The 25,165-nt window shown below is 71.7% G+C and carries 25 protein-coding genes; 15 read left to right on the top strand and 10 right to left on the bottom strand.

Features of this window, described 5'->3' with window-relative positions; all coding sequences use genetic code 11:
* Window positions 1-31: 31 nt before the first annotated feature.
* A complete protein-coding gene (locus AABA78_RS32050; RefSeq protein ID WP_171416500.1) occupies window positions 32-1,087 on the bottom strand; it encodes a DapH/DapD/GlmU-related protein in 1,056 nt (351 codons plus the stop codon).
* Window positions 1,088-1,309: 222 nt separating this feature from the next.
* Here AABA78_RS32050 and AABA78_RS32045 point away from each other — a divergent pair, with 222 nt between their 5' ends.
* Window positions 1,310-2,746 carry an MATE family efflux transporter gene (locus AABA78_RS32045; protein WP_338269038.1) on the top strand — a complete coding sequence of 479 codons (1,437 nt, stop codon included), beginning with the start codon at window positions 1,310-1,312 and terminating at the stop codon, window positions 2,744-2,746.
* A 3-nt stretch (window positions 2,747-2,749) separates the two neighbouring features.
* Here AABA78_RS32045 and AABA78_RS32040 read toward each other — a convergent pair whose 3' ends face one another.
* On the bottom strand, window positions 2,750-3,856 hold the full coding sequence (locus tag AABA78_RS32040) for a GNAT family N-acetyltransferase (RefSeq protein ID WP_338269036.1): 1,107 nt from the start codon (window positions 3,854-3,856) through the stop codon (window positions 2,750-2,752).
* 97 nt (window positions 3,857-3,953) lie between these two features.
* Here AABA78_RS32040 and AABA78_RS32035 point away from each other — a divergent pair, with 97 nt between their 5' ends.
* The 3 genes from AABA78_RS32035 to AABA78_RS32025 all read left to right on the top strand — a co-directional run bounded on the left by AABA78_RS32035 (window position 3,954) and on the right by AABA78_RS32025 (window position 6,279).
* On the top strand, window positions 3,954-4,217 hold the full coding sequence (locus AABA78_RS32035; RefSeq protein WP_120527673.1) for a GlsB/YeaQ/YmgE family stress response membrane protein: 264 nt from the start codon (window positions 3,954-3,956) through the stop codon (window positions 4,215-4,217).
* 190 nt (window positions 4,218-4,407) lie between these two features.
* Window positions 4,408-5,232 carry an FKBP-type peptidyl-prolyl cis-trans isomerase gene (locus AABA78_RS32030; protein WP_338269280.1) on the top strand — a complete coding sequence of 275 codons (825 nt, stop codon included), beginning with the start codon at window positions 4,408-4,410 and terminating at the stop codon, window positions 5,230-5,232.
* A gap of 213 nt (window positions 5,233-5,445) precedes the next feature.
* On the top strand, window positions 5,446-6,279 hold the full coding sequence (locus tag AABA78_RS32025) for a dienelactone hydrolase family protein (RefSeq protein ID WP_338269034.1): 834 nt from the start codon (window positions 5,446-5,448) through the stop codon (window positions 6,277-6,279).
* A 25-nt stretch (window positions 6,280-6,304) separates the two neighbouring features.
* Here AABA78_RS32025 and AABA78_RS32020 read toward each other — a convergent pair whose 3' ends face one another.
* Window positions 6,305-6,916 carry a CAP domain-containing protein gene (locus tag AABA78_RS32020; protein ID WP_171421280.1) on the bottom strand — a complete coding sequence of 204 codons (612 nt, stop codon included), beginning with the start codon at window positions 6,914-6,916 and terminating at the stop codon, window positions 6,305-6,307.
* Window positions 6,917-7,032: 116 nt separating this feature from the next.
* On the opposite strand from AABA78_RS32020, the gene AABA78_RS32015 reads away from it, so the two are divergent.
* The 3 genes from AABA78_RS32015 (at window position 7,033) to AABA78_RS32005 (ending at window position 8,958) form a co-directional block, all read left to right on the top strand.
* Complete coding sequence (locus AABA78_RS32015) at window positions 7,033-7,245, top strand: hypothetical protein (protein ID WP_171421279.1); 213 nt, start codon at window positions 7,033-7,035, stop codon at window positions 7,243-7,245.
* A gap of 8 nt (window positions 7,246-7,253) precedes the next feature.
* Window positions 7,254-7,931: a tetratricopeptide repeat protein gene (locus AABA78_RS32010; protein WP_338269031.1), complete on the top strand. Its 678-nt coding sequence runs from the start codon at window positions 7,254-7,256 to the stop codon at window positions 7,929-7,931.
* Window positions 7,932-8,001: 70 nt separating this feature from the next.
* Complete coding sequence (locus AABA78_RS32005) at window positions 8,002-8,958, top strand: WD40 repeat domain-containing protein (RefSeq protein WP_338269029.1); 957 nt, start codon at window positions 8,002-8,004, stop codon at window positions 8,956-8,958.
* Here the strand turns inward: AABA78_RS32005 and AABA78_RS32000 are convergent.
* From AABA78_RS32000 to AABA78_RS31985, 4 genes are all read right to left on the bottom strand, one after another.
* Window positions 8,952-9,605, bottom strand: coding sequence for a CAP domain-containing protein (locus AABA78_RS32000; RefSeq protein WP_338269027.1), 654 nt, complete (start codon window positions 9,603-9,605; stop codon window positions 8,952-8,954). The two genes, AABA78_RS32005 and AABA78_RS32000, sit on opposite strands and share 7 nt — an antisense overlap.
* An 87-nt stretch (window positions 9,606-9,692) precedes the next feature.
* The gene (locus AABA78_RS31995; RefSeq protein ID WP_338269026.1) at window positions 9,693-11,021 is read right to left on the bottom strand and encodes a DUF1552 domain-containing protein; all 1,329 of its coding nucleotides are present in this window, start codon (window positions 11,019-11,021) and stop codon (window positions 9,693-9,695) included.
* The gene (locus AABA78_RS31990) at window positions 11,018-12,661 is read right to left on the bottom strand and encodes a DUF1592 domain-containing protein (protein WP_338269024.1); all 1,644 of its coding nucleotides are present in this window, start codon (window positions 12,659-12,661) and stop codon (window positions 11,018-11,020) included. The genes AABA78_RS31995 and AABA78_RS31990 overlap by 4 nt, the downstream gene beginning before the upstream one ends.
* Window positions 12,662-12,948: 287 nt before the next feature.
* Complete coding sequence (locus AABA78_RS31985; RefSeq protein WP_370469496.1) at window positions 12,949-14,952, bottom strand: M3 family metallopeptidase; 2,004 nt, start codon at window positions 14,950-14,952, stop codon at window positions 12,949-12,951.
* A gap of 308 nt (window positions 14,953-15,260) precedes the next feature.
* Between AABA78_RS31985 and AABA78_RS31980 the strand changes: the two genes are divergently transcribed.
* From AABA78_RS31980 to AABA78_RS31960, 5 genes are all read left to right on the top strand, one after another.
* Window positions 15,261-16,154, top strand: a complete 894-nt coding sequence (locus AABA78_RS31980; RefSeq protein WP_171421008.1) for a hypothetical protein — start codon at window positions 15,261-15,263, stop codon at window positions 16,152-16,154.
* A 7-nt stretch (window positions 16,155-16,161) separates the two neighbouring features.
* Window positions 16,162-16,551 carry a hypothetical protein gene (locus AABA78_RS31975; protein WP_338269020.1) on the top strand — a complete coding sequence of 130 codons (390 nt, stop codon included), beginning with the start codon at window positions 16,162-16,164 and terminating at the stop codon, window positions 16,549-16,551.
* Window positions 16,552-16,563: 12 nt separating this feature from the next.
* Window positions 16,564-17,103: a hypothetical protein gene (locus AABA78_RS31970; RefSeq protein WP_338269018.1), complete on the top strand. Its 540-nt coding sequence runs from the start codon at window positions 16,564-16,566 to the stop codon at window positions 17,101-17,103.
* A gap of 169 nt (window positions 17,104-17,272) precedes the next feature.
* Window positions 17,273-18,715 (top strand): DHA2 family efflux MFS transporter permease subunit, encoded by a 1,443-nt coding sequence (locus AABA78_RS31965; RefSeq protein WP_338269016.1) that lies wholly within the window; start codon window positions 17,273-17,275, stop codon window positions 18,713-18,715.
* Between the two features lie 163 nt (window positions 18,716-18,878).
* Window positions 18,879-20,330, top strand: coding sequence for a sialidase family protein (locus AABA78_RS31960; RefSeq protein WP_338269014.1), 1,452 nt, complete (start codon window positions 18,879-18,881; stop codon window positions 20,328-20,330).
* A gap of 131 nt (window positions 20,331-20,461) precedes the next feature.
* Here AABA78_RS31960 and infC read toward each other — a convergent pair whose 3' ends face one another.
* Complete coding sequence (gene infC, locus AABA78_RS31955; RefSeq protein WP_338269278.1) at window positions 20,462-21,211, bottom strand: translation initiation factor IF-3; 750 nt, start codon at window positions 21,209-21,211, stop codon at window positions 20,462-20,464.
* A 278-nt stretch (window positions 21,212-21,489) separates the two neighbouring features.
* Between infC and AABA78_RS31950 the strand changes: the two genes are divergently transcribed.
* On the top strand, window positions 21,490-22,701 hold the full coding sequence (locus AABA78_RS31950; protein WP_338269013.1) for a S1 family peptidase: 1,212 nt from the start codon (window positions 21,490-21,492) through the stop codon (window positions 22,699-22,701).
* A 72-nt stretch (window positions 22,702-22,773) separates the two neighbouring features.
* On the top strand, window positions 22,774-23,376 hold the full coding sequence (locus AABA78_RS31945; protein WP_338269012.1) for a transglycosylase SLT domain-containing protein: 603 nt from the start codon (window positions 22,774-22,776) through the stop codon (window positions 23,374-23,376).
* A 113-nt stretch (window positions 23,377-23,489) separates the two neighbouring features.
* Here the strand turns inward: AABA78_RS31945 and AABA78_RS31940 are convergent, their stop codons facing one another.
* Both AABA78_RS31940 and AABA78_RS31935 read right to left on the bottom strand, forming a co-directional pair.
* A complete protein-coding gene (locus AABA78_RS31940) occupies window positions 23,490-23,786 on the bottom strand; it encodes a hypothetical protein (protein ID WP_338269011.1) in 297 nt (98 codons plus the stop codon).
* A gap of 190 nt (window positions 23,787-23,976) precedes the next feature.
* The gene (locus AABA78_RS31935; RefSeq protein ID WP_338269010.1) at window positions 23,977-24,492 is read right to left on the bottom strand and encodes a hypothetical protein; all 516 of its coding nucleotides are present in this window, start codon (window positions 24,490-24,492) and stop codon (window positions 23,977-23,979) included.
* Between the two features lie 213 nt (window positions 24,493-24,705).
* Here AABA78_RS31935 and AABA78_RS31930 point away from each other — a divergent pair, with 213 nt between their 5' ends.
* The gene (locus tag AABA78_RS31930) at window positions 24,706-25,164 is read left to right on the top strand and encodes a DUF2267 domain-containing protein (RefSeq protein ID WP_338269008.1); all 459 of its coding nucleotides are present in this window, start codon (window positions 24,706-24,708) and stop codon (window positions 25,162-25,164) included.
* The last annotated feature ends 1 nt before the right edge of the window (window position 25,165 follow it).

Genomic DNA, 25,165 nt, shown 5'->3' with positions numbered 1-25,165 from the left:
CCCCACGGCCTCCGGCCAACGCAAACCCAGCTCACCCCATGCGCCGCAGGCCCGGCAGGTCCTCCGGCCGCAGCACCCAGCGCGGCGGCTCCGGCGGTGACGTGCGCGTGCCCACCTGCGTCGCGGGGAAGCCCTCCACCAGCGCGTAGTCCGGGAACACCGCGCGCGCCTTCACCAGGCTGCCGGCGCCCACGTGGCAGCCCTTCCCCAGGTGGCTGCCCTCGCAGAGGATGGCGCCGGGCTCCACCACCGTGCCCGCGCCCAGGTTGCACGCGTGCAGCACGCAGCCCGGGCCCACCACCACGCCCTCGTCCAGCACCAGCATGGTGTCTGGCTGAAGGTGCAGCACCGTGTTCTCCAGGATCTGCACCCGCGCGCCAATGCGCACCGGGCCGTTCAGGTCGCCGGTGATCTTCACCCCCGCGCCGATGATGGCCCCCGCGCCGATGACCACGTCGCCGGACACCTCCGCGGAGGAGAAGAGGGTGGCGGTGGGGTGGACGAAGGGGTGACGGTCGCGGAAGGCGTACAGCTGTCCCATGGGGGCGTCCTCGGCGCGGTCGCGCGCGGAGAAGGAAGTCAATGGAGCGGAGGGCAATGACAGGTCACCGCCCCGGCGCTGCTGCAGGTGGGCCAGGTCCTCCGCGGAGAGCATCCGCAAGACCTGCCCCGGCCGGCCCAGCACCACGGATTGATCCGGCACCACCATGCCGGGCGGCAGCACCGTGCCCTCACCCACCAGGCACCGGTCACCCAACGTCACGCCGGGCATGAGGATGGCGCCGTCGCCGATGTCGCACAGCGACCCCACGCGTGCGCCCATCACGAGCGAGCGAGGACCGAGCACGGTCTTCTCTCCGATGGAGGTGGGGCGCTCAGGGGTGCCCACCACCACCGCGTCCTCGCGCAGCGTGGAGAAGGCCCCCAACGTCACGGAGCCGCCCACCGAGCGCACCACGGCGCCCCGCGAGATGATGGCCCCGGGCCCCACTTGCGTGGTGCCCAGCAGTCGCGCGGACGAGGCCAGGGTGAAATGAGGACCTACCGCGGTGGGCAGGAGGGAAGCGGTCGCGGGTGAGGGACTCATCGGGATGCAGCAAGCTACTCCCGGGTTCTGGAAGGGCATGTTGTCCCGGGGCGCGACGCGTCGTCCGGCAGCCAACGCTCGCACGCTGCCCTGGCGGGGGTGGGTGCCGCACCTTCAGATGTCAGGAGTGGGTGGCAGGGTGCGTAGGAAGCCGCGTCGCTGGGCGCCACGTGCGGGCGTTTCGCGGTAGGAAGTTCCCTCGCTCTCGAAAGGCCTCACCCCGTGGAAGAGACACCCCTGGCGGACCGGAACGCCCAGGTCCCCGCGCCCGTGGACAAGGGCGTCTGGACGCTGGTGAAGGAGGCCCTGCACGGCACGGAACAGGACCTGACGCGGCTGCCGCTCGGGCGGGCCATCTTCCTGCTCGCCGTGCCCATGGTGCTGGAGATGTGCATGGAGTCGGTGTTCGCCGTGGTGGACGTCGCCTTCGTCGGCCGGTTGGGCGCGGAGGCGGTGGCCACGGTGGGCCTCACCGAGTCCATCCTCGTCATCATCTACGCCGCGGGCATGGGCCTGAGCATCGGCGCCACGGCGATGGTGGCCCGCCGCATTGGAGAGAAGGACACCGAGCGGGCGGGGCGCACGGCGGTGCAGGCCATTGGCCTGGGCGTGGTCATCTCCGCGGTGCTGGCCGTAACGGGCATCGTCTTCGCCCGGCCCATCCTGGCGGCGCTCGGTGGCTCGCCGTGGGTGCTGGAGCACGGCGTGGGCTACACGCGCGTGATGATGGGCGGCGTGGTGAGCATCCTGCTGCTCTTCCTCATCAACGCCATCTTCCGGGGCGCGGGCGACGCGGCCATCGCGATGCGCGTGCTGATGCTGGCCAACGGGCTCAACATCCTGCTCGCGCCGTGTCTCATCTTCGGCTTGGGGCCGTTCCCGGAGATGGGCGTGGTGGGCGCGGCATGGGCCACCACGCTGGGCCGCAGCGCGGGCGTGGTGTACCAGCTCTACCGGTTGATCCGTTCGAACGGCCGGCTCCAGGTGCGTCGCGAGCACGTGGCGCTGGAGCCCGCGACGATGCTCGCGATGCTGCGGCTGTCGGGCGCGGGCATGGTGCAGGCGCTGGTGAGCACGTCCAGTTGGGTGGTGCTGGTGCGCATCGTGGCGTCGTTCGGCAGCACGGCGCTCGCGGGCTACACCATCGCCATCCGCATCGTGATGTTCGCACTGATGCCCGCGTGGGGCCTGGGCAACGCGGCGGCCACGCTGTTGGGACAGAGCATGGGCGCGGGGGACCCGGACCGGGGCGCGAAGGCGGTGTGGCTCGCGGGCCGGTACAACCTGATGGTGCTGGGCACCATCGGGGTGCTGTTCTTCGTCTTCGCGCATCCGCTGCTGGGGCTCTTCACGACGGACCCCGCGGTGGTGGAGGAGGGCGCGACGGCGCTGCGCGTCTTCAGCCTGAGCTTCTTCTCCGCCGCGTACGGCATGGTCATCACCTCCGCGTTCAACGGCGCGGGGGACACGCGGACGCCCACGCTCATCGACCTGGGGTGCCTCTGGGCGCTGGAGCTGCCCCTGGCGTGGGTGCTGGCGAAGCCGCTGGGCCTGGGCCCGGTGGGCGCGTACCTCGCGGTGCCGGCGGCCTTCGCGGCGATGTCCGTGCTGGGCATCGTCCTGTTCCGGCGCGGGCGCTGGAAGACGCGCGTGGTGTGAGCGTCAGGGCAGGCAGATTTCAAAGCCGGTGCGTCCCCCGGGGAAGGTCCTCGGGGGGCGCGAGGCGGGCGTGACGGCGTAGAGGTGGAAGTCCAGCCGCCGCTGGAGGAAGCCGTCGAAGGCGGAGGCCAGCGGGTCTGCGGCGTCCTGCTGCACGGTGAAGAAGTGGAAGCCCTGGCCGTGGAACGCGGCGTAGACGGCGTCCAGCAGCGCGCGCAGGACGGCGGGGTCCTCCGAGGGGATGCTGGTGTTGCAGAGGTAGAAGTAGCGGAAGTCGCCGCCGGGCGCGGGCAGGCGGGGCGCGCCGGTGACGGTGGCCAGCGCGTTGAAGCCCCGGCGCACCCACTTCATGCCGCCCCGGTACGCGAGCACGCGGTAGCGCTTCACGGCGTCCGGGTTCCACGCGGAGGTGCAGCCCACCAGCTGTCCCGCCGGGTCGAACGCGAGGAACGAGTCCTCCACGCGCAAGCCCGGCCAGCGCGCGAGCCTGTGCTCCAGTTCCCCGGTGTCATAGCGGTAGCCGAAGGGGCGCGAGCGGTGGTCCGCGTCCAGCAGCGCGGCCATGGCGGGCACGTCCGCGGCGGTGGCCCGGCGCACGGTGTAGCGGCCGCGGCGCGGCTTGCGGCGCAGGACGAACTGGACGGAGACGGCGGAGAACGCGCGCATCAGGTGGTAGTGCGGCTGCGCTTCCCGTGAGGCCGCGCGGCGCACGAGCGCCTGGAGCGCGGCGGCGTTGGAGGCCATGACGGCGGTGAGGAAGACGTCCACGCCGTGGCGCTGGGAGGTCTCCTCCAGGACGGGCCCATAGAACCGGGCCAGACCCCGGGCGCGGCGCGCGGAGAAGCGGGTGCGAAGGTCGCCCAGGTAGCCCACTCGGCAGGGCCGGCCCTCCAGCCACCCGTCGCGGACGTGGATGGCCCCCATGCCGTCCAGGCGGGAGGGGTCCCCGTGGGTCCAGACCTCCGCCTCGCCGCGCTGCATGGCAAACAGGCCGAAGTAGTCGGGAGAGCGCTGCGTGCTGAGCACCAGGTCCCCGGTCATGGGCACGTCGCCGAACAGGTCCAGCAGCGCGGCGTTGTCATCCCGGGTGGCACGGCGGAGGGGGCTCATGGGTCGCGCGGCAGCCTATGCCACACGGGGGTGGACTTCCGCCCTCGCTTCCCGTGCGCCACATTGCGGGCCTTCACTCGCCGCACGGGAGGACGTCATGGGGCTGTTGGGGTGGATCATCTTCGGCTTCTTCGCGGGGCTCATCGCCCGGGCCGTGCTGCCGGGGAACCAGCGCCTGGGGTGCATCGGCACCACGCTCCTGGGCGTCGCCGGGGCCTTCGTGGGCGGCTTCCTCACGTCCGTCTGGCGGGGGACGAACTGGCGCGACCCGGAGCCCACCGGCTTCGGCGGCGCCATCCTGGGTGCCATCGTCCTGCTCCTGGTCGCCCAGGCCGCCTTCGGCGGACGCTCCTCCCGGTAGCCGGGAATCCGGAGCCTTTCCGCCGGTTTGGGGGGCCGGCGGCCGGTTGTCCTACCTGCGTGGACCCCCTTCCGGGGAAAGCACGGTTCCCAAGAGGATGCCGGGCACTTTCTGTAGTACACCGCGCCCCAGGCATGCAGCGGGGGGCGGTCGGCCGCCGCTGAGCCAAAGGAAAGGCGACGACATCATGATGAAGAAGACGATCCTGATCGCGGCGATGCTGAGCCTGACGGCCTGCCAGGGCCAGGGTGCGAAGCCGGGCGAGACCTCCGCCACCGGCACCACGACGGCGGGCGCCGCTGGCGCTCCGCAGACCGAGGAGCAGAAGACGCTGTATGCGCTGGGCCTGTCCATCGGCCGCAGCATCAGCGTGTTCGACATGACCCCGCAGGAGCTGGAGTTCGTGAAGGCCGGCCTCACCGCGCAGGTGACGGGCCAGAAGTCCGACGTGGACCTGGAGACCTACGGTCCCAAGCTCCAGGACCTCGCGCGCGAGCGGTCGCTGCGCAAGGCCAACGCGGAGAAGGAGAAGGCCAAGGCGTTCCTGGAGGAGAAGGCCAAGGAGCCCGGCGCGGTGAAGACCGAGTCCGGCCTCATCTACAAGGAGACCCAGGCGGGCACCGGTCCCCAGCCCCAGGCCTCCGACGTCGTGAAGGTGCACTACAAGGGCACGCTCGCGGACGGCAAGGAGTTCGACTCCTCCTACAAGCGCGGTGAGCCCACGCAGTTCCCGCTCCAGGGCGTCATCAAGTGCTGGACCGAGGGCCTCCAGAAGATGAAGGTCGGCGGCAAGGCGCAGCTCGTGTGCCCCTCCGACATCGCCTACGGCGACCGCGGCGCGCCCCCGAACATCCCCGGCGGCGCCGCCCTGGTGTTCGACGTGGAGCTGCTGGAGATCGTGAAGGCCCCCGAGGCTCCTCCGGGAATGCCCGGCATGCCCGGCGGCATGGGCACCCCCCCGGCCCCCGGCGCGAAGCCGCCCCCGGCCACCAAGCCGCCCCCGGCGACGAAGTAGCCACCGCCTCCCGCTCGCGGGAGGGGTGAGAACGAGGGCCGGACGTGGGGGACTTCCCTCGCGCCGGCCCTCTTCGCGTCCGGCCTCCGGAGCTTCGTCCAGAGCTTCAACGCACTGGCGCCTCCGCCTCCGCCGCGCTACGCCCGGAAGCGCACGCGGAGCGGGCCGGCAAGCGCGGGCCCGGAAAGGACACGGACGACGATGAGGCCGGACATGAAGAGGCTCACGTGGGTGCTGGCGGCGGCGCTGATGCTGGGCGCCTGCGCGACGGGCAAGCCGGCGGAGGTGTCGCGCACGCCGTCCGCCACGGGCGCTGTCTCCGAGGAGGAGTTCAAGGCCATGCACACCCTGCGCAAGGACGCCGCCCCCGAGCGCAAGGGCCAGCAGGTGGAGCTGTCCGACGGCTCCAAGGCCTACCTGAGCCTGCCCCCGAACGCGAAGGGCCCCCTGCCCGCCATCATCGTCATCCACGAGTGGTGGGGCCTCAACGAGCACGTGCAGGCCTGGACGGACCGGCTGGCGGCGGAGGGCTACGCGGCGCTCGCGGTGGACCTCTACCACGGCAAGGTGGGCACCAACCCCGACGAGGCGCTCGCGCTGGTGAAGCAGGTGGACGACGACCAGGCCACGAAGACGCTGCTGGCCGCGCACGCGTTCCTCAAGGGCGACCCGCGCATCCAGGCCCCGCGCACCGGCAGCATCGGCTGGTGCTTCGGTGGTGGCTGGTCGCTGCGCACCGCCATGGCCATCCCGGAGCTGAGCGCGGCCGTCATCTACTACGGCCACCCCGTGACGGACCCCCAGCAGCTGTCCACCATCAAGGCGCAGGTGCTGGGCATCTTCGGCACGAAGGACAAGTCCATCCCGCCGGAGACGGTGCAGGCCTTCGAGAAGGCGCTGGAGGAGGCCGGCGTGCGCAGCCGCATCGTGGAGTACGACGCGGACCACGCCTTCGCCAACCCGTCCGGCGCCCGCTACGACGAGCGCGCCGCCGCGTCCGCCTGGGCGGAGACGTCCGCGTTCCTCGCGCGCACGCTCAAGCGCTGAGGGCTCACGGTGGGGTCAGCGTCCTTCAGTACGGACGCTGGCCCACGTAGTTGCCCGGCGGCGCGTAGTTGCACACGTAGAAGTCCGACGTGGAGCCGCTCTTGGTGCAGCGCTGCATGGCGCAGCCCAGGCGGCGGGTGTTGCGCCACACCACCTGCGTGTAGTGGCCGCATTGCGCGCCTGTCTTGCAGGTGTTCTTCGCGTAGTCGTAGTCCGCCACCTCGTCCACCCAGGCCTTCACCACGCCCTTCGTGTCCCAGTAGCCCGGGCTGGACCAGGCGATGTTCTCTCCCGCGTTGCCCCGGTTCGGGTTGTGCTCGAACACGCAGTTGTCCGCCCACTTCTGGGCGACCTCCGCCACGGCGGGGTCCCACGTGAGCGGCTCCAGCGCGGGGGACGGCGTGGGCTTCGCGGCGGCGCGGGCCGCGTTGTGGGCCTCCAGCATGTCGCGGGCGAACTGCGAGAGCTCCACGGTCCCCGCGTCGGTGTCGGTGCCGCCGTCGGCCAGCAGGCCTCCATCCAGCCCCGCGTCCGCGGTCGAGTCGTCCGGGTCCCCGTCAGGGATGCAGGCGAGCAGGAGGAACGGGGTGAGCAGACCGACGGCGGAGAGGGGACGGAAGCGGGAAGGGCGTCGCATGGGAGGGATTATCCGCGCGCGGGTGGGTGTGCGGGCAAGCGGACAGGAGGGCTGTCCGGATGAGGAGGGCCCGGTGTGCCCCGTGCTAGGGTCTGGACCCGGTCAGGAGACGCGACATGAGCCACGACGAATCCCGCGCGCGGAAGATCCAGACAGCCCTTGAAGGGAACGATGAGTTCAGCACCTTCTCCATCGATCCGGACCTCAAGAAGCTGAAGCAGAAGCTGGACCTCCAGTCCCAGGCGCAGCAACAGCATTCCGGCCGCCCGGAGACCGCGCCCAAGTCGGGCATGTTCATGCGGCTGTTCCACAAGATGTTCCGGGGTTGAGGGTCACGATGGCGAAGGAGTCCTACCGCGCGCAGTGGGAACGCTCGCGGGCGTATCTGGAGACGGGGGACCTGGGGCTCGCGCTCCAGGAGCTGCGGGACGCGCTGACGCTGGCGCCGGACGACGCGGCCCTCTGGGAGGAGATCTTCAACCTGTCGCTGCTCGGGGGGCTCACGCAGAACGCCCTGGCCGCCGCGCTGCGCTTGCGGAAGCTGGAGCCGGAGAACCCCAACTTCATCGGCCTGCACGCCATGGCCGCGCTGCTCGCTGGCAAGCTGGCGGAGGCCCTGCCCCTCTTCGAAGAGGTGCTTCAGCGCGACCCGGAGTCGGTGGAGGCCCGCCGGCAGCTCGCGCGGGCGCTGGACGTCGCGGGCCAGCACGGCCGGGTGCGCACGCTGCTGGAAGAGGCCGTCGCGCGAGCGCCCACGGACACGGGCGCGCCCAACGACCTGGCGGTGCACTACCTGGAGCACGTTCCCCAGGAGGGCCCGGCGCTCGCAGCACGCGTGCTGGCCCCGGTGCTGGAGGCGCATCCGACGGACCCCACCACGCACTTCAACCTGGCGCTGGCGCTGCGCCTGGGGGAGCCGGCGAAGGCCCGCCACCACGCGGAGCAGGTCCTCCAGGGCAATGACAAGGAGCTGCGCACGAAGGCCCAGCAGCTGCTGACGATGATTCCGGCCTGAGGTTTCCCCCTCCGGTCAGGACGCGCCGGGCACCCCCGTCCCCGGCGCCATGGATTTCCAGAGACAGACCTTGAAGACCCCGGGCGCCGTGTCCTCCCTGTGCTGGAGCGGCGACGCGCTGGTGGACCCGGTGGGCGGCATGGTGCGCTACGGTCTGGACGGCACCACCGACGACCCGCACATCCGCTACGCCTACCGCTTCGACCGCGCGGTGGTGTCCCCGGATGGCCGCTACAGCGTGCTGTACGAATCGCTGGGGACGGCGGGGCTGCTGCTCGAAGGCACGCGCGTGGTGCGGCAGCTGATGCGCGACTTCTACCAGGCGCACGTCCACGACTACCCCGTGGCCCTGCACACGCTGCCCAGCGGACGCACGCTGCTGGCGCACTGCCCGGAGTCGTACTGCGTGGTGGAGCTGGAGGACGCCGCCACGGGCGAGCGCCTCACGAAGCGCGACAACACCCCGGCGGATATCTTCCACTCGAGGCTCCAGTTCAGCCCGGACGGGCGCTACCTGGCGAGCGCGGGGTGGATCTGGCACCCGGTGGACGCGGCGTCGGTGTTCGACGTGCCCCGCGCGCTGGAGGAGCCCGCGTCGCTGGACAGCGCCGCGCTGATGGAGGGCGTGGAGGGCGGCATCTTCCTCACGTCCGTGGCCTTCGGTGCGAAGGACACGCTCGTCTTCGTCCGCGTGGACGAGTCTCGCGACGGCGACAGGTTCTACCTGGGCACGTACTCGCTCACGGAGCGCAAGCAGCTGTCGGAGGTGGAGCTGGAGGAGCCCGCGGGCCCGCTGATGGTCGTGGACGCGGAGCACGTGGTGGACTTCTTCGGCCACCCGAAGCTCGTGTCCCGCACCACCGGCCGCGTGGTGCAGCGCTGGGAGGACCTGGACACGGGGAAGGTGCTGGCCAGCATCCGCCACCACCTGCCGCCCCCGCCGCCCTTCGCGCTGGACTCCGCGCACCGCCGCTTCGCCGTGGGCACGGCGAACGGCATCGAGGTCGTCACGCTCGCGGCTCAGTAGGGCTTCTCGCCCACCCAGTTGCCCGGCGGCGCGTAGTTGCACACCCAGAGCTGCCACGTCTTCACGTTCCCGCCGAAGGGCGAGTTCTTCGTGCACAGCCGCGTCGCGCAGCCCACCGCTTTCGTGGTGCGCCACACCACCTGCGTGTAGTGCCCGCACATCTTCCCGGGCTTGCACTTGCCGCTGGCGTGGTCGTAGTCGGCGGACTCGTCCGCCCAGCCCTTCACCACCTGCGCGGTGGTCCAGGTGTCCGGCGTCGCGGCGGCCAGGTTCTCTCCGAAGGTGCCCCGGTCCGGGTTGTGCTCGAAGCGGCACTCCTTCACGTAGGCCTCCGCCTTGCGCGCCGCCTCGTCGGACCAGGTGAGCGCGGGCAGCGCCGGCTTCGGCGTGGGCCGTGAGGCCTTCGCTCGCGCCTCGTTGTGCGCGGCCACCATGTCGCGCTTCAGCTCCGCGGCGGAGGGCGTCGGCTTGCGCGTGCCCTCCGGCGGCGCGGGCGTGGCAGAGGGGACCTTGCGCGCGGCGGCGTTGGCCGCGGCCTGCTTCGTGGAAGAGGACACCGGGCGCTGCGCGCTCGCGGTGGAGCCACAGCCGAGCAGCGGGGCCAGCAGCAACACGGCGAGCCCGCGACGGGACACAGGAAGAGCCATGCGCGGAATCATTCCGCATGCGCGCCCCGAGCGCAGCTCCACTGAGCGGAGCAGGCGGCCCCCGGGGTGCCCGAGCGCCTTCCTGCCCTACGCGCCGAGGCCGGACAGGGGCCCCGTGCCGTCGTCCCCGAAGGTCGTCGCGGGCACGCCGAACATGTTGAGCAGCGCGATGTAGAGGTTCGCCAGCGGCTGGCCGGGGTAGCGCACGTGCCGCCCCGGCGCGATGGCGCCCCCCGCGCGGCCCGCGAGCAGGATGGGCAGGTTCTTGTGCTCGTGCATGTTGCCGTCGGCGATCTCACTGGAGAAGTACACGGCGCTGTGGTCCAGCAGCGTCCCGCCCTCCTCCTGCACGCCCTTCATGCGCTGGAGGAGGTACGCGTACTGCTCCACCTCCCACTTGTCGATCTTCGCCAGCGCGTCGTAGTTGGCCTGGGCCCGCTGGTGGTGCGAGTACGCGTGGTGCTCACCGGACAGCCCCAGGAACGAATACACGCGCTGGCTGCGCGCGTTGCCCAGCATGAAGGTGCACGTGCGGGTCAGGTCGCACTGGAACGCGAGCACGATGAGGTCCAGCATCGCCTTCGTCTTCTCGCGCACGTCCTCGTTGTCCGCGGGCTCCACGGCGGTGCCGCACGTGGGGCCGGCGCCGTCCATCGCGTTCACGCGCAGCTCCAGCTCGCGCACGCCGGTGAAGTACTCGTCCAGCTTGCTGCGGTCGGTGGTACCCAGCTTCCCCTGGAGCGCCTTCGCGTCGTCGCGCACGGCGTCGATGATGCTCAGGCCGTACGCCTTGCGCTTCGCCAGCTCCTCCTGCGTGGCGTTCGGGTCGAAGTCCGCGAACAGCCGCTCGAAGGCCGCGCGGGGCTTCGTCTCCTTGGGCACGGGCGTGGACGGCCCCGCCCACGCGATGTTGTTCGCGTACGGGCACGCGTAGCCGGAGTCGCAGTTGCCGATGCCCCGGCCCTGGTCGATGCCCAGCTCCAGCGACGGGTAGCGCGTGGCCTTGCCCACCGCGTTCGCCAGCACCTGGTCCATGGAGATGCCGGTGCGGATGTTGGTGCCCTCCGTCTTGCGCGCCTTCACGCAGGACAGGAACGCGGCCGTCGCGGCGGCGTGGTGACCGTCGCCGTCAGGCCGGCCGGGCAGGTTGTCCAGCCCGCTCAGCACCAGCACGTCGCCCTTCACCGGCGCCAGCGACGCGAGCGTGGGCGTCAGCGAGTAGTCCGCGCCCTCGCCGCCGGGCGTCCACTTGGGCATGTGGATGCCGCAGGGCGTGTAGAAGGCCACGAAGCGGCGCGGGGCCGGCGTGGCGGCGCGGGCCGTGCGCGGGCGCATGACGTCCAGCAGGGGCAGCGCCATCAGCGCGCCCATGCCACGCAGGAGCGTCCGGCGGGACAGGACAGGGGTGCGGTTCATGGCTTGGGTGCCTCCGCCTCGCCGCGCCGCCGCAGGAACGCGTCGCTGCGGACGATGGCGAGGATGTAGTCGGTGAGCCGTCCGCCCCGGCCTTCGGCCTGCTGGGAGATGTCGCGCACGGTGCAGCGGTCCTCTTCCTCCGCGCCGCGCCCCAGCGCGTAGGTGAGCAGGTGCCGGGTCATGCACGCGGACAGGTCCGGGTCCTCTTTCACCACCGCGCGCAGCTCCACCACGCCCTGGAACGTCTTGCCCCCGGGCAGCTCCCCGCTGGCGTCCACCTGCGCGCCGCCTTCCTCCTTCGTGCGCCAGCGGCCCACCGGGTCGAAGTTCTCCATGCCGAAGCCCAGCGGATCCATCAGCGCGTGACAGCCCGAGCAGCCCGGGTTCGCGCGGTGCTCCGCCATGCGCGCCTTGATGTTGAGCGTAGGGTCCACCGCCGGGGCCAGCCCGCCCGCGTCGGGCGGTGGCGGGGGCGGCGCCTTGCACAGCAGCTGCTCCAGCACCCAGACGCCGCGCTTCACCGGCGACGTGCGGTCCGGGTTGGCGGTGACGGTGAGCAGCGAGCCCTTCCCGAAGAGGCCCGCGCGCTCCGGGTGGCCCGTCAGCTCCACGCGCGTCATTGTCTGGGTGCCCGGCATGGGCAGGCCGTAGTGCGTGGCCAGCCGGTCGTTCACGTAGGTGAAGGGCGCGTCCAGCAGGTCCTTGAGGCGGTGGTCGCCGGTGACGAACTCCTGGAAGACGAGCTGCATCTCCTGGCGCATGGCGTCCCGCAGCGGTTCGTCGAAGCCGTAGCGCGACACCGGCTGCGCGGAGTCCAACGCGCGCGTGTAGAGCCACTGGCCCGCGAAGTTGTCCACCAGCGCGCGGGCCTTGGGGTCCGCCAGCATGCGCCGCACCTGCGCCTCCAGCACCTCCGGCTCGTGCAGGTGGCCGCCCTCCGCCACCTGCAACAACGCCTCGTCCGGCATGCTGCTCCAGAGGAAGTAGGACAGGCGGCTGGCCAGCTCCAGGTCGCTCACCGGGTGCGGCGCGGTGGACGCGGGAGAGGGGTCCAGCTCCACGCGGAAGAGGAAGTGGGGCGACACCAGCACCGCGCGCAGCGCCAGCTTCACGCCCACCTCCGGCGCGTCCCCCTGCTGCCGGGCCAGCGTGACGAACGCGACCAGCCGCTCCACCTCCTCGGCGGTGACGGGCCGGCGCCAGGCGCGGCGCGCGAAGGTCTTCAACAGCTGGCGCGCGCACGCCTCCGGTTTGGCGGGGTCGAGCACGCAGGCGCCGAACGCGCCTCGCGCCCACGCGGCCTCCACCAGCGCTTGCGCCGCGTGCGAGTACTTCTCCATCAGCAGCGGGGACATGCTGAGCACGTCCGCGTTGTTGTCGAAGCCGAAGCCGTGGTCGTCCGGCGGGAAGTCGCTCGCGGGCGAGCCCGTGTCGCCCAGGAGGTCGCGCACGGTGTTGTTGTATTCAGCGCGGTTGAGGCGGTGCAGCGTGACGCGGCCCGGGTCGCGCGCCGCCGCACGGCACTGCGCGTCCTGCGGATCCGTGGGACCGGGCGCGTCCGGCCCCGGCAGCACCCGCGCCTTGGGAGGCGTCCCGTTGCAGCTCACGGCCAGCACCACCGCCGCCGCCGCGAGGCCCACCTTCCGCCATCTCCGACCGCAGGCCGTCACCTCGAGCACGCCTCCTCCGGGCCTCGAAAGGGCCCCGGTGGGCGTGCTTCAAAGCAAGACGCTCACCAGCGCCCCCGTGACGACAGGGCGACGCCGGGCTCCGTCCCCGGGACGGGGATGGGCATGTGCGGGGGACAGGGTGGGGAAGGGGAGTTCCGCGGCCGGGCAGCGCCCGTGGACCGGGAAGGCACCGCGCGCCGACTCCTGCCCCGGAGGACGGGGCAGGCGGCGCGCGGCGCTTCATGCGAGCGACAGCGTTACTTCGTTTCCTTCGCGGTGCCCGTCGTCTTCGGGGCGCCGTCGAGGTACGCGCGGTAGGCCTCGAAGGCGTACGGCCGGCCGAGGAAGTCCTTCACCAGCTCCGCGGCGGGCTTGGAGCCGCCGGGCTCCAGCACCGTCTTGCGGTAGTGCATGGCCGTGTCGCGGTCCAGGTAGCCGGCCTCCTGGAACTTCGACTCCAGGTCCTTCGCGATGACGGAGGACCAGAGGTACGTGTAGTACGCGGCCGAGTACCCATCCAGGTGCCCGAAGGCGAGCTCGAAGTGGGTGCCGTCGCGGAACTCGTGGCGGAAGGGGGACAGCTTCTTCTGCAGCTCGGAGAGCACCGCGGACGTGTCGAAGCCCGGCGCGCGCGAGTAGTACTGGAGGCTCACCGCGGACAGGAACAGCTGGCGGCGCGCGTACAGGCCCAGGCCGAACTCCTTCGACGCGCGCAGCTTCTCCACCAGCTCCGCGGGGATGGGCTCGTTGGACTCGTGGTGCTTGGCGAAGCTCTTGAGCACCTCCGGCTGCTCCGCCCACTGCTGCAGCAGCATGGACGGCGTCTCCACGAAGTCGCGCTCCGTGGAGATGCCGGAGATGGGCGTCCACTTCTGGTGGCCGGAGAAGATGGCGTGCATCAGGTGGCCGAACTCGTGGAAGAACGTCTCCACCTCGTCGTGCGTCATCAGGTCGCCGGGGCGCGGGAAGTTGCACACCAGCACGCCCTCCGGCAGCCGCTTGCCCTCCTCACCCGTGACGAGGTCGAACTGCGCCGCGTGCTTGTACTTGTCGTCGCGCGGGTGCATGTCCAGGTAGATGCGGCCTAGCGGCTTGCCGTTGTCCACCACGTCGTACGCCTCCACGTCGGCGTGCCACGTCTTCGCGTCCTTCACCGGCTGGAAGGCCACCCCCCACAGGCTGGAGGTGATGCCCATCACGCCGTCCTTCACGCGCGCGTACTCCAGGTAGGGCCGCACCGCCTGCGAGTCGAACCCGAACTTCTCCGCGCGCAGCCGGTCCTCGTAGTAGTCCTGGTCCCAGGGCTCCACCGCGGTGGCGCCCTTCACGTCCTTCTTCTTGCGCGCCAGCAGGTCCGCCATCTCCTTCTTCGCGCGGGCCTCCGTGGCCTGCGCCAGCTGGTCGATGAAGTCCGCCGCCGCCTGCTGCGTGCGCGTCATGCGCGTTTCGGTCGTGAAGGCCGCGTAGTTGTCGTAGCCCAGGAGCTTCGCCAGCGCGTCGCGCTTCTCGATGAGCTGCGCGAGCACCGCCTGGTTCTTGGGGAACGCGCGCTGGCGGTAGGTGCGCCACAGCTTCTCGCGCGCCTTCGCGTTCTTCGCGTACGTCATGAACGGGAAGTAGTCCGGGTAGTTGCTGGTGATGACCACCTTGCCGTCCGCGCCGGGCGCGTGCGCCTTCTTGTAGTCCTCCGGCAGGCCGTCCAGGTCCTTGGGCGTGAAGGCCACGCTGCGCGTGTCCTCCGCGATGTTCTGCCCGAACTGCTGGCCCAGCTTGAGGATCTCCTCGTTGAGCGTCTTCACCTGGGCGCGCGTGGCTTCATCGCGGTCCACGCCCGCGCGGCGGAAGTCCAGCAGCGTGCGGCTCATCCAGTACTGCGTGGGCGCGTCCGCCTTGGACAGGTCCACCAGCGACAGCGCGTCATAGACGCCGCGGTCCTGTGACAGCGCCACGTTGGCCGCGTCCACCTGCTGCTCGCACTCGCGGGACGCGTCGCGCATGGCGGCGTCCGGGTGCACCTCGTGCGTGAGGCTGGAGCGGTTGGCCGCGTTGATGAGCGCCGTCTGCGCCTCGTCGTACGCCTTGAGGACGCCCTGGCTGTTCGTCTTGGGGTCCAGCTTCTTCAGCGCGGCCACCTGCGCCTGCGCGCGCTCCAGGTCCGCCTTGCACAGGGCCTTGAAGGCGTCCGGCGTGCCGGCCAGCGGCTCCGAGCCCTTGGTGGGTGCCACCTGGGGCTTCGCCGAGTTTGCGGCCACGCGGGCCATGGCCTCGCGGTTCTGCGTGATGCTGCCGTTGGAGCAACCCGTCGCGGCGAGCGCCGCCACCACGGTGAGCGCGGGGATTTTCAAGGGGACTTCCTCCACAAGGGGAACGACCTGCTTCGCGGGCCCGTCATGCCACATCCGCGCCCCTCCGCGCCCGTCCGCCGTGAACAGCCAGGCGGCCCTCCGGGACCGTCCGGATGCCCGGGCGCCCCCCCTGACGCACCCCGCCTTGTGTCCCGTCCAGCCGCCCGGTAATTCCGCGCTCGCCTCGAATTCTTGGAAGTTGTCCTGGCCGGAGGGTGAAACGGATGCGCAAGGCACTGGGTGGTGCGGTCGCGGCGTTGCTGCTGTGGGGCTGTGGTGGCGCGGGCACGGAGGCCCCGCCGGCGTCCCCCGAGGGGCTGTCGCTCACCGCCGGGACGGGGCTGACCGAGGGCACCTGGGCGCACGACGGGCAGACGGTGTCCTTCGCCTCGCGGGAGGTGGAGCCCGGGGTGTACCGCCTGGAGGTGCGCATGCACGGCATGACGCTGACGGGCCTGATGGACCCGGCGTCGGGCGTGTCCACGCTGGACGGCTTCGCGGACGCGAACACGCAGGACACGCAGGTGGTGGAGCAGGACCGCCAGGTGCTGAGCGCGTTCTACGGGGCGCTGAACCAGGGGCTGCCCCAGGGTGACGCGGCCGCGCCGGAGGCCATGTACCTGCGCCGCGCGGTGGGCCTGTGGGCGCAGCAGCCCACCAGCGTCACGCTCAAGCGCACGGTGATGGGCGAGCAGAACCGCGGCTACACGATGCTGTGCAGCTACGCGAAGTGCGGCGGCAAGAACACGGGCAGCTGTGGCGGCACGTACAACTGGTACTCGTACGCGAAGCACGACTGCAACGTGGGCGGCTTCGACAACGCACGCAACCAGCAGATCGCCCAGCTGGGTGACCACACGACGTGCAGCGGCGACGAGTACTACCTGAACGGCAGCACCTGGGTGTGCGGCGAGCCCGACCACTGGTCGCGCCCCAAGGTGATGGGCAACTGCTTCGGCCGCTGCGGCGGCGGCTGCGGTGGCGACACGCAGTACACGCTGGACGCCACCAACCACGACGGCTGCGTGCGCAACGGCCACGTGCTGGCGTCGGGCTACTGCGATGACCAGTTCGTGTCCGCGTCGGACGACGAGCTGTTCGCGCCCAACTGCTACTGAAAGCCGGATGGGACGCGCGGTGAGACACGCGGTGGGGCTGTGGCTGGCCGTGCTCGGCGTGCTCGGCGTGCTCGGTTGTCCGTCCACGACGTCCTCCAAGGCGGAGGCCGGGGAGGCGGTGGTGCGCCGCTTCTTCCAGGCCCTGCCGTCGGGGGACTGCGCGGTGCTGGGCCCCCTGCTGGTGACCGGGCAGGGCGTGCCCCCGTGCGAGGAGACGGTGAAGGACCTGCGCGAGCACGGCCTGGGGCTGGTGGACGTGCTCGACGCGAAGGTGGATGGTCGTAACCCGGACGCGGTGCTCGTGCGGGCGCGCGTGTCGCAGGGAGGAACGGAGCGCTCGGAGCCGTTCCTCTTCCGGGTGGAGCGCCAGGGTGACGGCTGGCGCCTTCGGTTGTAGGGGGTTTGGACGATGCGGAACCGCAAGCGGGTGATGCTGGGGGGCGCGGTCGTGCTGGTGGCCGCGCTCAGCGCCGTGATGCTGTGGCCGGCCCGCGAGGCGCCTGCCCCGTCCGGCCCTGGCGTTTCCCCGGCGCCGGACCCGCGCCCCGCTTCGGTGACGGCGGCCCAGGTGTCGCCCAGGCGCGCGGTGCCGGTGCGGACGCCGGACCCCGCGCCGCCCCACGCCACGGTGGTGCCGCCCGCGCCCGGGGACGTGCCGCCGGAGCCGGAGGTGGCCAACGCGCCGCCGCAAGCGAACGACCCCATCGCGGAGGAGCAGCCCCAGACGGCGCGCTGGAAGCTGGAGAAGACGGAGCACATCGCCACGCTGCTGGGGCGGGACGTGTCGCGGCTGGAAGGCGAGCGGCAGGAAGCGAAGGCGCGCGGGGACAAGGTCCGCGTCGAACAGGTGGACGCGATGCTCCAGCGCCACCGCGTCCGGCTGGATGAGCTGCGCGAAGAGGCCCGCACGCTGGCGGACGCCGCCCGGAACGAACCGCCGGAGCCCTGAGGCTCCTAGGTGCCAGCGGGCCTGCCTGGCTGCCCTGCGGACCGCCAGACGCCAGCCTCACCGGAAGCCCTCGTCGCTTCGCGCTGGGAGTACGCGGACTTCTGCGATGCTCGGTGCGGCCTTCACGCGGGCGTGACAGGCGCCGTGCCGCGTGCGCATAGAAAAGAACGTGTCCGTTTCCACCGCGACTGCTTCCACCGGACCTTCCCACACGTCCTCCTCCCGAGGCACCCGGCTGGCCTCCATCGCGGTCGCCAGCGCGCTGTTCATGGAGTTCCTGGACTCCACGGCGCTGTCCACCGCGCTGCCCACGCTGTCCGTGGCGTTCGGCACGGACCCCGTCCACCTCAAGCTCGCGCTGACGTCGTACATCCTGGCGCTGGCGGTGCTCGCGCCCGCGAGCGGGTGGATCGCCGACCGCTTCGGCCCGCGCCGCGTCTTCATGACCGCCATGGTCGTGTTCCTCGCGGGCTCCGTGCTGTGCGGCTTCTCCCAGTCGCTCGCGCAGCTCGTCGCCTCCCGCACGCTCCAGGGGCTGGGCGGCGCGCTGATGACGCCCGTGGGCCGGCTCATCGTCGTCAACTCGGCGCCGCGCGAGAAGCTGGTGTCCGCGATGAGCTGGTTCACCATGCCCGCGCTGGTGGGGCCGCTGTTGGGGCCGCCGCTCGCGGGCTTCATCCTGGCCGTCGCGGACTGGCCGTGGATCTTCTTCATCAACGTGCCGGTGGGCCTCTTGGGCATGTGGGCCGTGGCGCGCTTCGTGCCTCCGCTGAAGCAGCCGGACCCCGGCCCCTTCGACACGAAGGGCTTCGCCATCGCCGTGGTCGCCATCACCGCGCTGATGGGCGCGGCGGAGACGGTGGGCATCGGCCTGGTGCCGTGGCCCGCGCAGGTGGGCATCACGCTGGTCGCGCTCGGGGCGCTGGCCGCCTACGTGCGGCACGCGCTGCGCACGCCGCGCCCGGTGCTCAACCTGCGCCTGTTCCAGGTGGACACCTTCCGCGCCAGCATGTTGGGCGGCGCGCTGGTGCGCATCGGCCTGGGGGCGACGCCCTTCCTCCTGCCGCTGCTCTTCCAGGTGGCCCTGGGCTGGGGGCCGCTGGAGGCGGGGCTCGTCACCATCGGCACGGGGCTGGGCGCCTTCATGTGCAAGCCGGTGGCGCCCGCGCTCATCCGCCGCGTGGGCTTCCGCCAGACGCTCATCGCCTCCAACCTGCTCACCGCCGCGCTGACGGCCGTGCCCGCCTTCTTCGGGCTGGGGACGCCCATCCCGTTCATCATCGTCACGCTCGTGTGCAGCGGCTTCATGCGCTCCCTGCAGTTCACCGCCACCAACACGGTGGCCTACGCGGACCTCCCCCGGGAGGCGGTGAGCAACGGCTCCACCATCGCCGTGGTGACGCAGCAGATGGCGCTGAGCGTGGGCATCAGCTTCGGCGGCCTGATGCTCCACGTGGCGCGCGGCGGCGGTGACGTGCGCCTGACGCCGGACCGCTTCGTCCTGCCGTTCCTCGCCATCGGCATGGTGTCGTCGCTGGCCGGGCCGCTCTTCCGCCGGCTGCGCCCGGACGCGGGCGAACACATCGGCGGCAGGGCCGCGGCGCGCGGCTGAAGCCTCCCTCCACGTTCAGCAAACGACGCTCCCGCCGCGGCAAGGCTTCCGCGTCAGCCCCCGTCGAGGAGCAGGCGAGCAGGCAACACCTCTTTTTCCCAGCTTCTTTCCCCCCTCCCCGCCGACCAGCTTCCCAGCGAGGAATCCAACGGAGGGGGTGGGAATGGGTTGGGCAGCACTCACAGGGCTCTTGCTGGCGGGCATGACGGCGGCGACACCGCCCACGGCCATCCCGGTGCGGGGAGGCAACGCGCTGACGTTGCCCGCGCACCGGCACATCGTGCGCGTGTCCCGCAGTGAGGGCTCCGTGCTGCTCGCGGCCGTGCAGCAGGGCGGACAGGACGGGCACGGCCTGCGCCTGTTCCGCAGCGACAACGGCGGCGGCAGCTGGAAGCAGGAGGGCGTCATCCACGACGGCTCCACCTACGACCGCGCGGACCTGGTGGCGGTGGGCAGGGACGTGGCGCTCGTCTACGCGGTGGAGACGCCGGACAGCCAGGGCATCGGCGGCTCCACGTCCCGCGACGTGTACTTCCAGTGGTGGCGCTACAGCGCGTCCCGGAACCACTGGCTGCCGGACAAGCCCGTGCGCGTCTTCGACTCCACCAGCTCCAGCACCGCGTACTACCGCGCGGAGCTGGCGCGCGACTCCAAGGGCCGCTTCTGGGTGCAGGCCTTCTTCCGGGAGAAGGACGCCAGCAACACGCTGGCCATCTCCGTGAGCAGCGACGGCGGCTCCACCTTCCGCACGCAGTCCGCGCTCGCGCGTGACATCTCCAAGCGCGGCGGCGGGCGGCTCATCAGCCTGGGCAGCCGGCTGATGATGCTGTGGAGCTCGCACGACGGCCACGACACCACGCACTACCGGATCCGCGACGACAGCGCGGCCGTGTCCACCTGGTCCTCCACGCGCACGGCCTTCTCCGACGGCATCTACCACGGCGCCGCGATGAGCGCGGTGGCGGACGGCAATGGCGGCCTGCACCTGGTCTACAAGGACAACTCCGAACGGCTGATGTACCGCCGCTTCAACGGCTCCAGCTTCGGCTCCGCGGTGAGGGTGCTGGAGGACGGGGACTGGGCCACGCAGCCCGCGCTCGTGCGCGCGGGCAGCAGCCTGTACCTCTTCTACAACCAGCCGCGCAGCGACGGCTCCGGCTACCGGCTGTGGGTCCGCGCGCTGTCCTCCAGCGGCAAGGCGGGGGCGGGCAAGGAGCTGGCGTCGGTGTCCGGCTTCGCGGGCTACCCGGCGGCGCCGGACGTGCTGCCCTCGGGCGTGCCGCTGGTGTGCTTCTTCGGCATTGAGCCGTCCTCCGGCTCCAGCTACCGGCTGTCCTTCTTCTCCACCAGCGCGTCGTCGCTCAAGTCCCAGGCCGTCGCGGCGAAGCAGGCCCCGTCCGACGACGCGCGGGAGCGCGAGCGGTTCACCGCCACCGGCGGCTCCGGGTTCGAGCCCCCACAGGACCCCGGCGCGCTGGCGAGCGCCGCGACGAGCTCCTCCCAGCAGGCGATGGCCGCCGGGTGTGGCGGTGCCAGCGCGATGCTCGCGGTGGGCATGACGTTCATCCTGATGGAGTGGGGCCGCCGCCGGCGCACCCGGGTCCTGCCCGGCTAGCGGGGCAGGGGCTTCCCCTCAGGCAGCGCGGTCCGAGGAAACGAACGCGGGCGGTCTCCCCGGGACACATCCCGAGGGGCACCGCCCGTGGGCGCGTCTCCCGGTGAGGGGAGACGCGAGCGTGCGTGCGGCTACGTCGTCGCGGGCGCGGCGTCCGGCGCTTCGTCCGTGTCGCCAGCGTCGCTGTCGCCACCGCCGTCGGCGTCGACCGGCGCCGTGGAGGCAGCGTCCGCACCCGGCGCACCGGCCGCCTGGGGCTTCTTGCCCGTGCCAGGAGGCGGGGACTTGCGGGCGGCCGCGGCGGCCTGCCGCGCCTGCTCGCGCGCCTTCTGCGCGACCTTGGGCGTGGGGGCCAGGATCATGTACATCTGCCGGCCTTCCATGCGCGGCAGCTGCTCCGCCACGGCCACGTCCTTCAGGTCCTTGATGACGTCATCGAGGATGGCGCTGCCCAACTCCTTGTGCGTGATTTCACGCCCGCGGAACTGGATGACGACCTTGGCCTTGTTGCCCTCTTCGATGAACCGGCGGGTGTTGCGCACCTTGAACTCGTAGTCGTGCTCCTCCGTCTTGGGACGGAGCTTCACTTCCTTGAGCTGGATGACCACCTGCGTGCGCTTCGCGTCCGAGGCCTTCTTCTTCTCCTCGTACTTGAACTTGCCGTAGTCCATGATCTTGCAGACCGGCGGCTTGGCCATCGGGCTGACTTCGACCAGGTCGAGCGACTCCGAGCGGGCCTTTTCCAGCGCCGCCTCGATGGTCATGACCCCGAGCTGCGAGCCATCGGAGCCCACGACACGGACTTCCCGCGCGCGGATGCGGCGGTTGGTTCTCTGGTCCCTGTTGGGACCCCGGCTGCTGTTTCTCTGTTCGCGAATGATGTGAACATCCTCCAAAAAGGGTTGCAGACCCACCACCCGTGAAGATGTGGCGGGCCACTCGATGTGGCAGTCCCCTCCGGCGGAGAAGGCAGGCAGACAAGCCTTCCGCCCCTCGGGGCAGGGAGACGTGCAACGGACTCTATCCGGTTCACGTCCCCCGGGGGCAAGGTAACGCGGGGGCCCCCCCATTCCCATGACCCCTGTTGCCTATGATGCGCCCCATGGCGAAACGGTCCACCGCGTCCGCTCGGCAACGGACAGGATGCCGACCCCCGGGGGTGGTTGCGCTCGGCGCCTCCCTGGTGCTCGGCTGCCTGCCCGCCTGTGGCCCGGCTGCCCCCCAGCCCCCCGGGCAAGCCCTCCGCACCCGGAGTCCGGGCCTCGTCCAGGGGACGGACGCACCCGGGGACGGGGCGGCGGTGGCGCTGGTGGCCCGGCGCACGCGCTGCGGAGGCGAGCCGCCGGTGCTCCTGTGCTCGGGCGCCCTCATCGCCCCGGACGTGGTGCTGACGGCGGCGCACTGCCTGGCCGTCTTCGGGGAGGCGGGCCCCTATGAGGTCTTCCTGGGCCCCACGCTGCTCCCGGAGCCGGGGCCCGGAGGGCGGTTCGTGCGGGTCACCCGGGCGGTGGCCCACCCGGACTACGTCCCCGCCACGCACGCCTGGGACGCCGCCCTCCTGCGGCTGGCGGTGCCGGTGACGGACGTCGCGCCCTTCCGGCTCCCCGGTGGGAGCGACGTCCCGGTGGCGCCGGGAGACCCGGTGCGGGCGGTGGGCTACGGGGACACGAAGGACGCGGCCCTGCCCTCGGGCCAGCGGCGCCAGGGGCTGCTCCAGGTGACCGGCGTCACCGCCAGTGCGTTCCAGGCCGGCCCCGCCCCGGCCATGACCTGCGTGGGGGACAGCGGGGGCCCGGTGCTGGGCGGCCCGCCCGGGAACGAGGTGCTCCAGGGCCTCACCGTCAGCGGCGACGTGGCCTGCCGGACGGAGGCCGTCCAGGTGCGGGTGGACGCCCTGGGGGACTTCCTCCGCCCCTTCCTGGAGGAGGCCCCGCCCCCGGCCCCGGCCTCTCCCCGTCCCCTGGATGCTCTCTGCCAGGAGGCCTGCGCCAGCGACGCGGACTGTCCCGCCGGGCTGCTGTGCGTCAGCGCCGGGGACGCCCCCGCCCGGTGCCTCCTGCCCGCGCTCCAGGCCGGGACCTATGGCGCGGCCTGCACGGAGGACGCGGCCTGCGGCGCCCAGGGGGTGTGCGCCCGCCTGGAGGTGGACGGCGACGACGCCTGCCGCTGCTTCACCCCCTGCGAGGCCACCGCCGACCCCCGGACACCGGAGGACGGAGAGGACAGCGGGTGCGCCAGCGGCCCCGGAGGCCTGGGCGCGACCCTCGCCGTCCTGCTGGGGCTGTTCTGGCGCCGGTCCCACCGGAGGCGTCCAGGAAGTCGGTCCCGGGCTGGACTCCGCGTGAAAGCACCTACAAAACCGCAAGTGTAGGCGAAACTCCGGGACCCAATTTCCGAGAATCAGGCATCGACGTTTTCGGCAATCGCAAAGGTCCCTCCCCCCATGGACTACAAGATCAAGTCTGGTGACACGCTGAGCGCGCTGGCCAAGCGCTACAACACGGACGTGGATTCGCTGGTGAAGGCGAACCCGAACATCACCAACAAGGACCTCATCTACGCGGGGGCGACGCTCAACATCCCGGGCAGCAAGGATGAGTTCCAGGCGCAGGGCGCCTCCAACGGGCCGAACCTGACGGGCGGGACGCAGCAGACGCAGGGCTCGCAGGCCGTGGGTGACGTGCCCCCGGGCCAGGTTGGCGACTGGATCAAGCAGGCCATGGACATCCTCAAGGCCAACGGCGTCCCGACGGACAAGATGAACCCCCAGGACATCGCGAAGATCATCCAGCACGAGTCCAGCGGGAACCCGAACGCCATCAACCTCTGGGACTCCAACGCCCAGAAGGGCACCCCGTCCATCGGCCTGATGCAGACCATCCAGCCGACGTTCGACGCGTACAAGCTCCCCGGCCACGACAACATCCGCAACCCGGTGGACAACATCATCGCCGGCGTCCGCTACTCCATCGAGCGCTACGGCTCCGTGTCCAACGTCCCCGGCATCCAGGGCCTCAACAGCGGCAGCGGCTACGTCGGTTACTGACCGGCGCTTCAAGGCCAGACGCACCGCGCCCCGCGGTGGAAGGCGGTCCCCTCACGAAGAGGGCACTTCCGTCTCCCACGCGGGGCATCGTCATTTTCCGTGGCTCTTCGCGCTCAGCCCCCGTGCAGCCGGGAGCGGTCATGCGGGCCGCCCGCGCGCTTGATGTGGATCTGGCTGGGCGCCTTCTTGCGTCCCCGCAGCCCGGTGCCCCGGTTGTTGCGCTTGGGGCCGTGGTCGCTGGCGGCGGGGCCCAGCGTCACGCGCTTCAGCTCCTTCTGCCGCAGCAGCGCCGCCGCGTCGTCATGAGGCAGCGTCTTGCGCCCCTTGCTGGCCTGCACACTGGCTTGGGCCGCATGGGGATCCACGCGTCGCTTGTTCTTGATGCCTGCCACTCGGGTCCGCACGGACATGGAGGTCCTCCTTGGAAGAGAGGTAGGGACCCCGGCGGGGTGATGCCATCCCTGGCGACGGGCGGGACAGGGGCCGCTCCGGGAGCATGCGGAACGCGAGCGCCCGGTGGCGCGGGATGACAGGGGGCACGCGTGCGGCGGCATTCCCGGCCTGGGAATCACCCCGGGCACGGCGGGTACCGCGCGGCGCTCAGGTGAGGTCTTCGTTGTCGCGGCGGGCGCGCTTCTTCGCCTTGGGCTTGCCGGACTTGCCCGCCTTCGCCTTCTGCTTGCTCGCGGGCTCCGGCGGGAACAGCCAGCCGTCCTCGGGGCGGGGCTGGGAGGCGTTCACCGGCTCCACGTGCTGGCCGCGGCAGCCTCGGCACCAGGACTGCGGACGGCGCTGGCCCCGGCTCATGATGCGGAAGCCGAAGTCCTGCTCCGTGGGGCCCACGTGGCCGCAGCGCGGGCAGCGCGTCATGGACGTGGTGCCCGTCTCCTTGGCCTTCTCCCGCCCGTGCTCCACCACCAGCGCCAGCGCGGCGGCGAACCCCAGCTTCCGCTCCGTCGGCACGTGGAACTGACGCGCGCGCTTGCGGCTGCCCGGGCCCATCACCGGCAGGAGGTCCAGGCCTCCCAGGAGATTGCGCTGCTCCAGGACTCGCGACGGAGACGATGGCGGGGTCGAGTGGCTCACGCGATCATTTCTACGCGAGGGGTCTGACATGCCCGGTTCACGCGCCGGGTCGCCAGGTCCCCCTCCGTTCGGAGGTCTGGACACGTGTTCAGTAACCCCTGGCATTTCCAGGGGATTCCCCCGGCGGCCGGGCGGGGGTGGGGCGTCTGGGGGTGGGGCCCGCCTGCCTGCCCGGCGCTGGCGGGGGGCGGGGTGGCCACCTTCCGGAGAGGTCCCGTCCCCCCCATCGCCCGAGGTGTGCCCATGGCCCAGGCTCACGAAACCGACACCGAGAAGCAGGAGCGCCACGCACGGCGCCACGAAGCCCACGTCCGCGCCACCTACGCGGCGTTCCTCCGCCACCTGTGCGAGCTGAGCGCCCTGCCCCCCGCGCTCGCGGAGTCCGCCGCCGTGTCGGTGCTGAGCGCGCTGGAGCGCAGGCTCATGCCCAACGGGGCGCGCAACCTGGAGTCCCAGCTGCCGCGGATGCTGGTGGAATTCCTGCCGCCCCCGGACGAGCGCCCCCCGCGCCCCCACCGCTTCGGCCGCGAGGAGTTCGTCGCGTCCGTGGCGGAGGACCTCCAGCTGCCCATGGAACAGGCGGAGCTGGTGGTCCGCGCGGTGCTGCGCGCCTTCCAGGACCAGATCACCGAAGGCGAGGCGGACAAGGTCGCCAGCAACCTCCCCGCGGACCTGCAGGCCCTCTGGCGCCTCACGCAGTAGG

The sequence above is a fragment of the Corallococcus caeni genome, from assembly GCF_036245865.1.
GTDB classification, from domain to species: domain Bacteria; phylum Myxococcota; class Myxococcia; order Myxococcales; family Myxococcaceae; genus Corallococcus; species Corallococcus caeni.
Note: the sequence above shows the minus strand (reverse complement) of the source record. Positions and strands in the feature narration are given on the sequence as shown.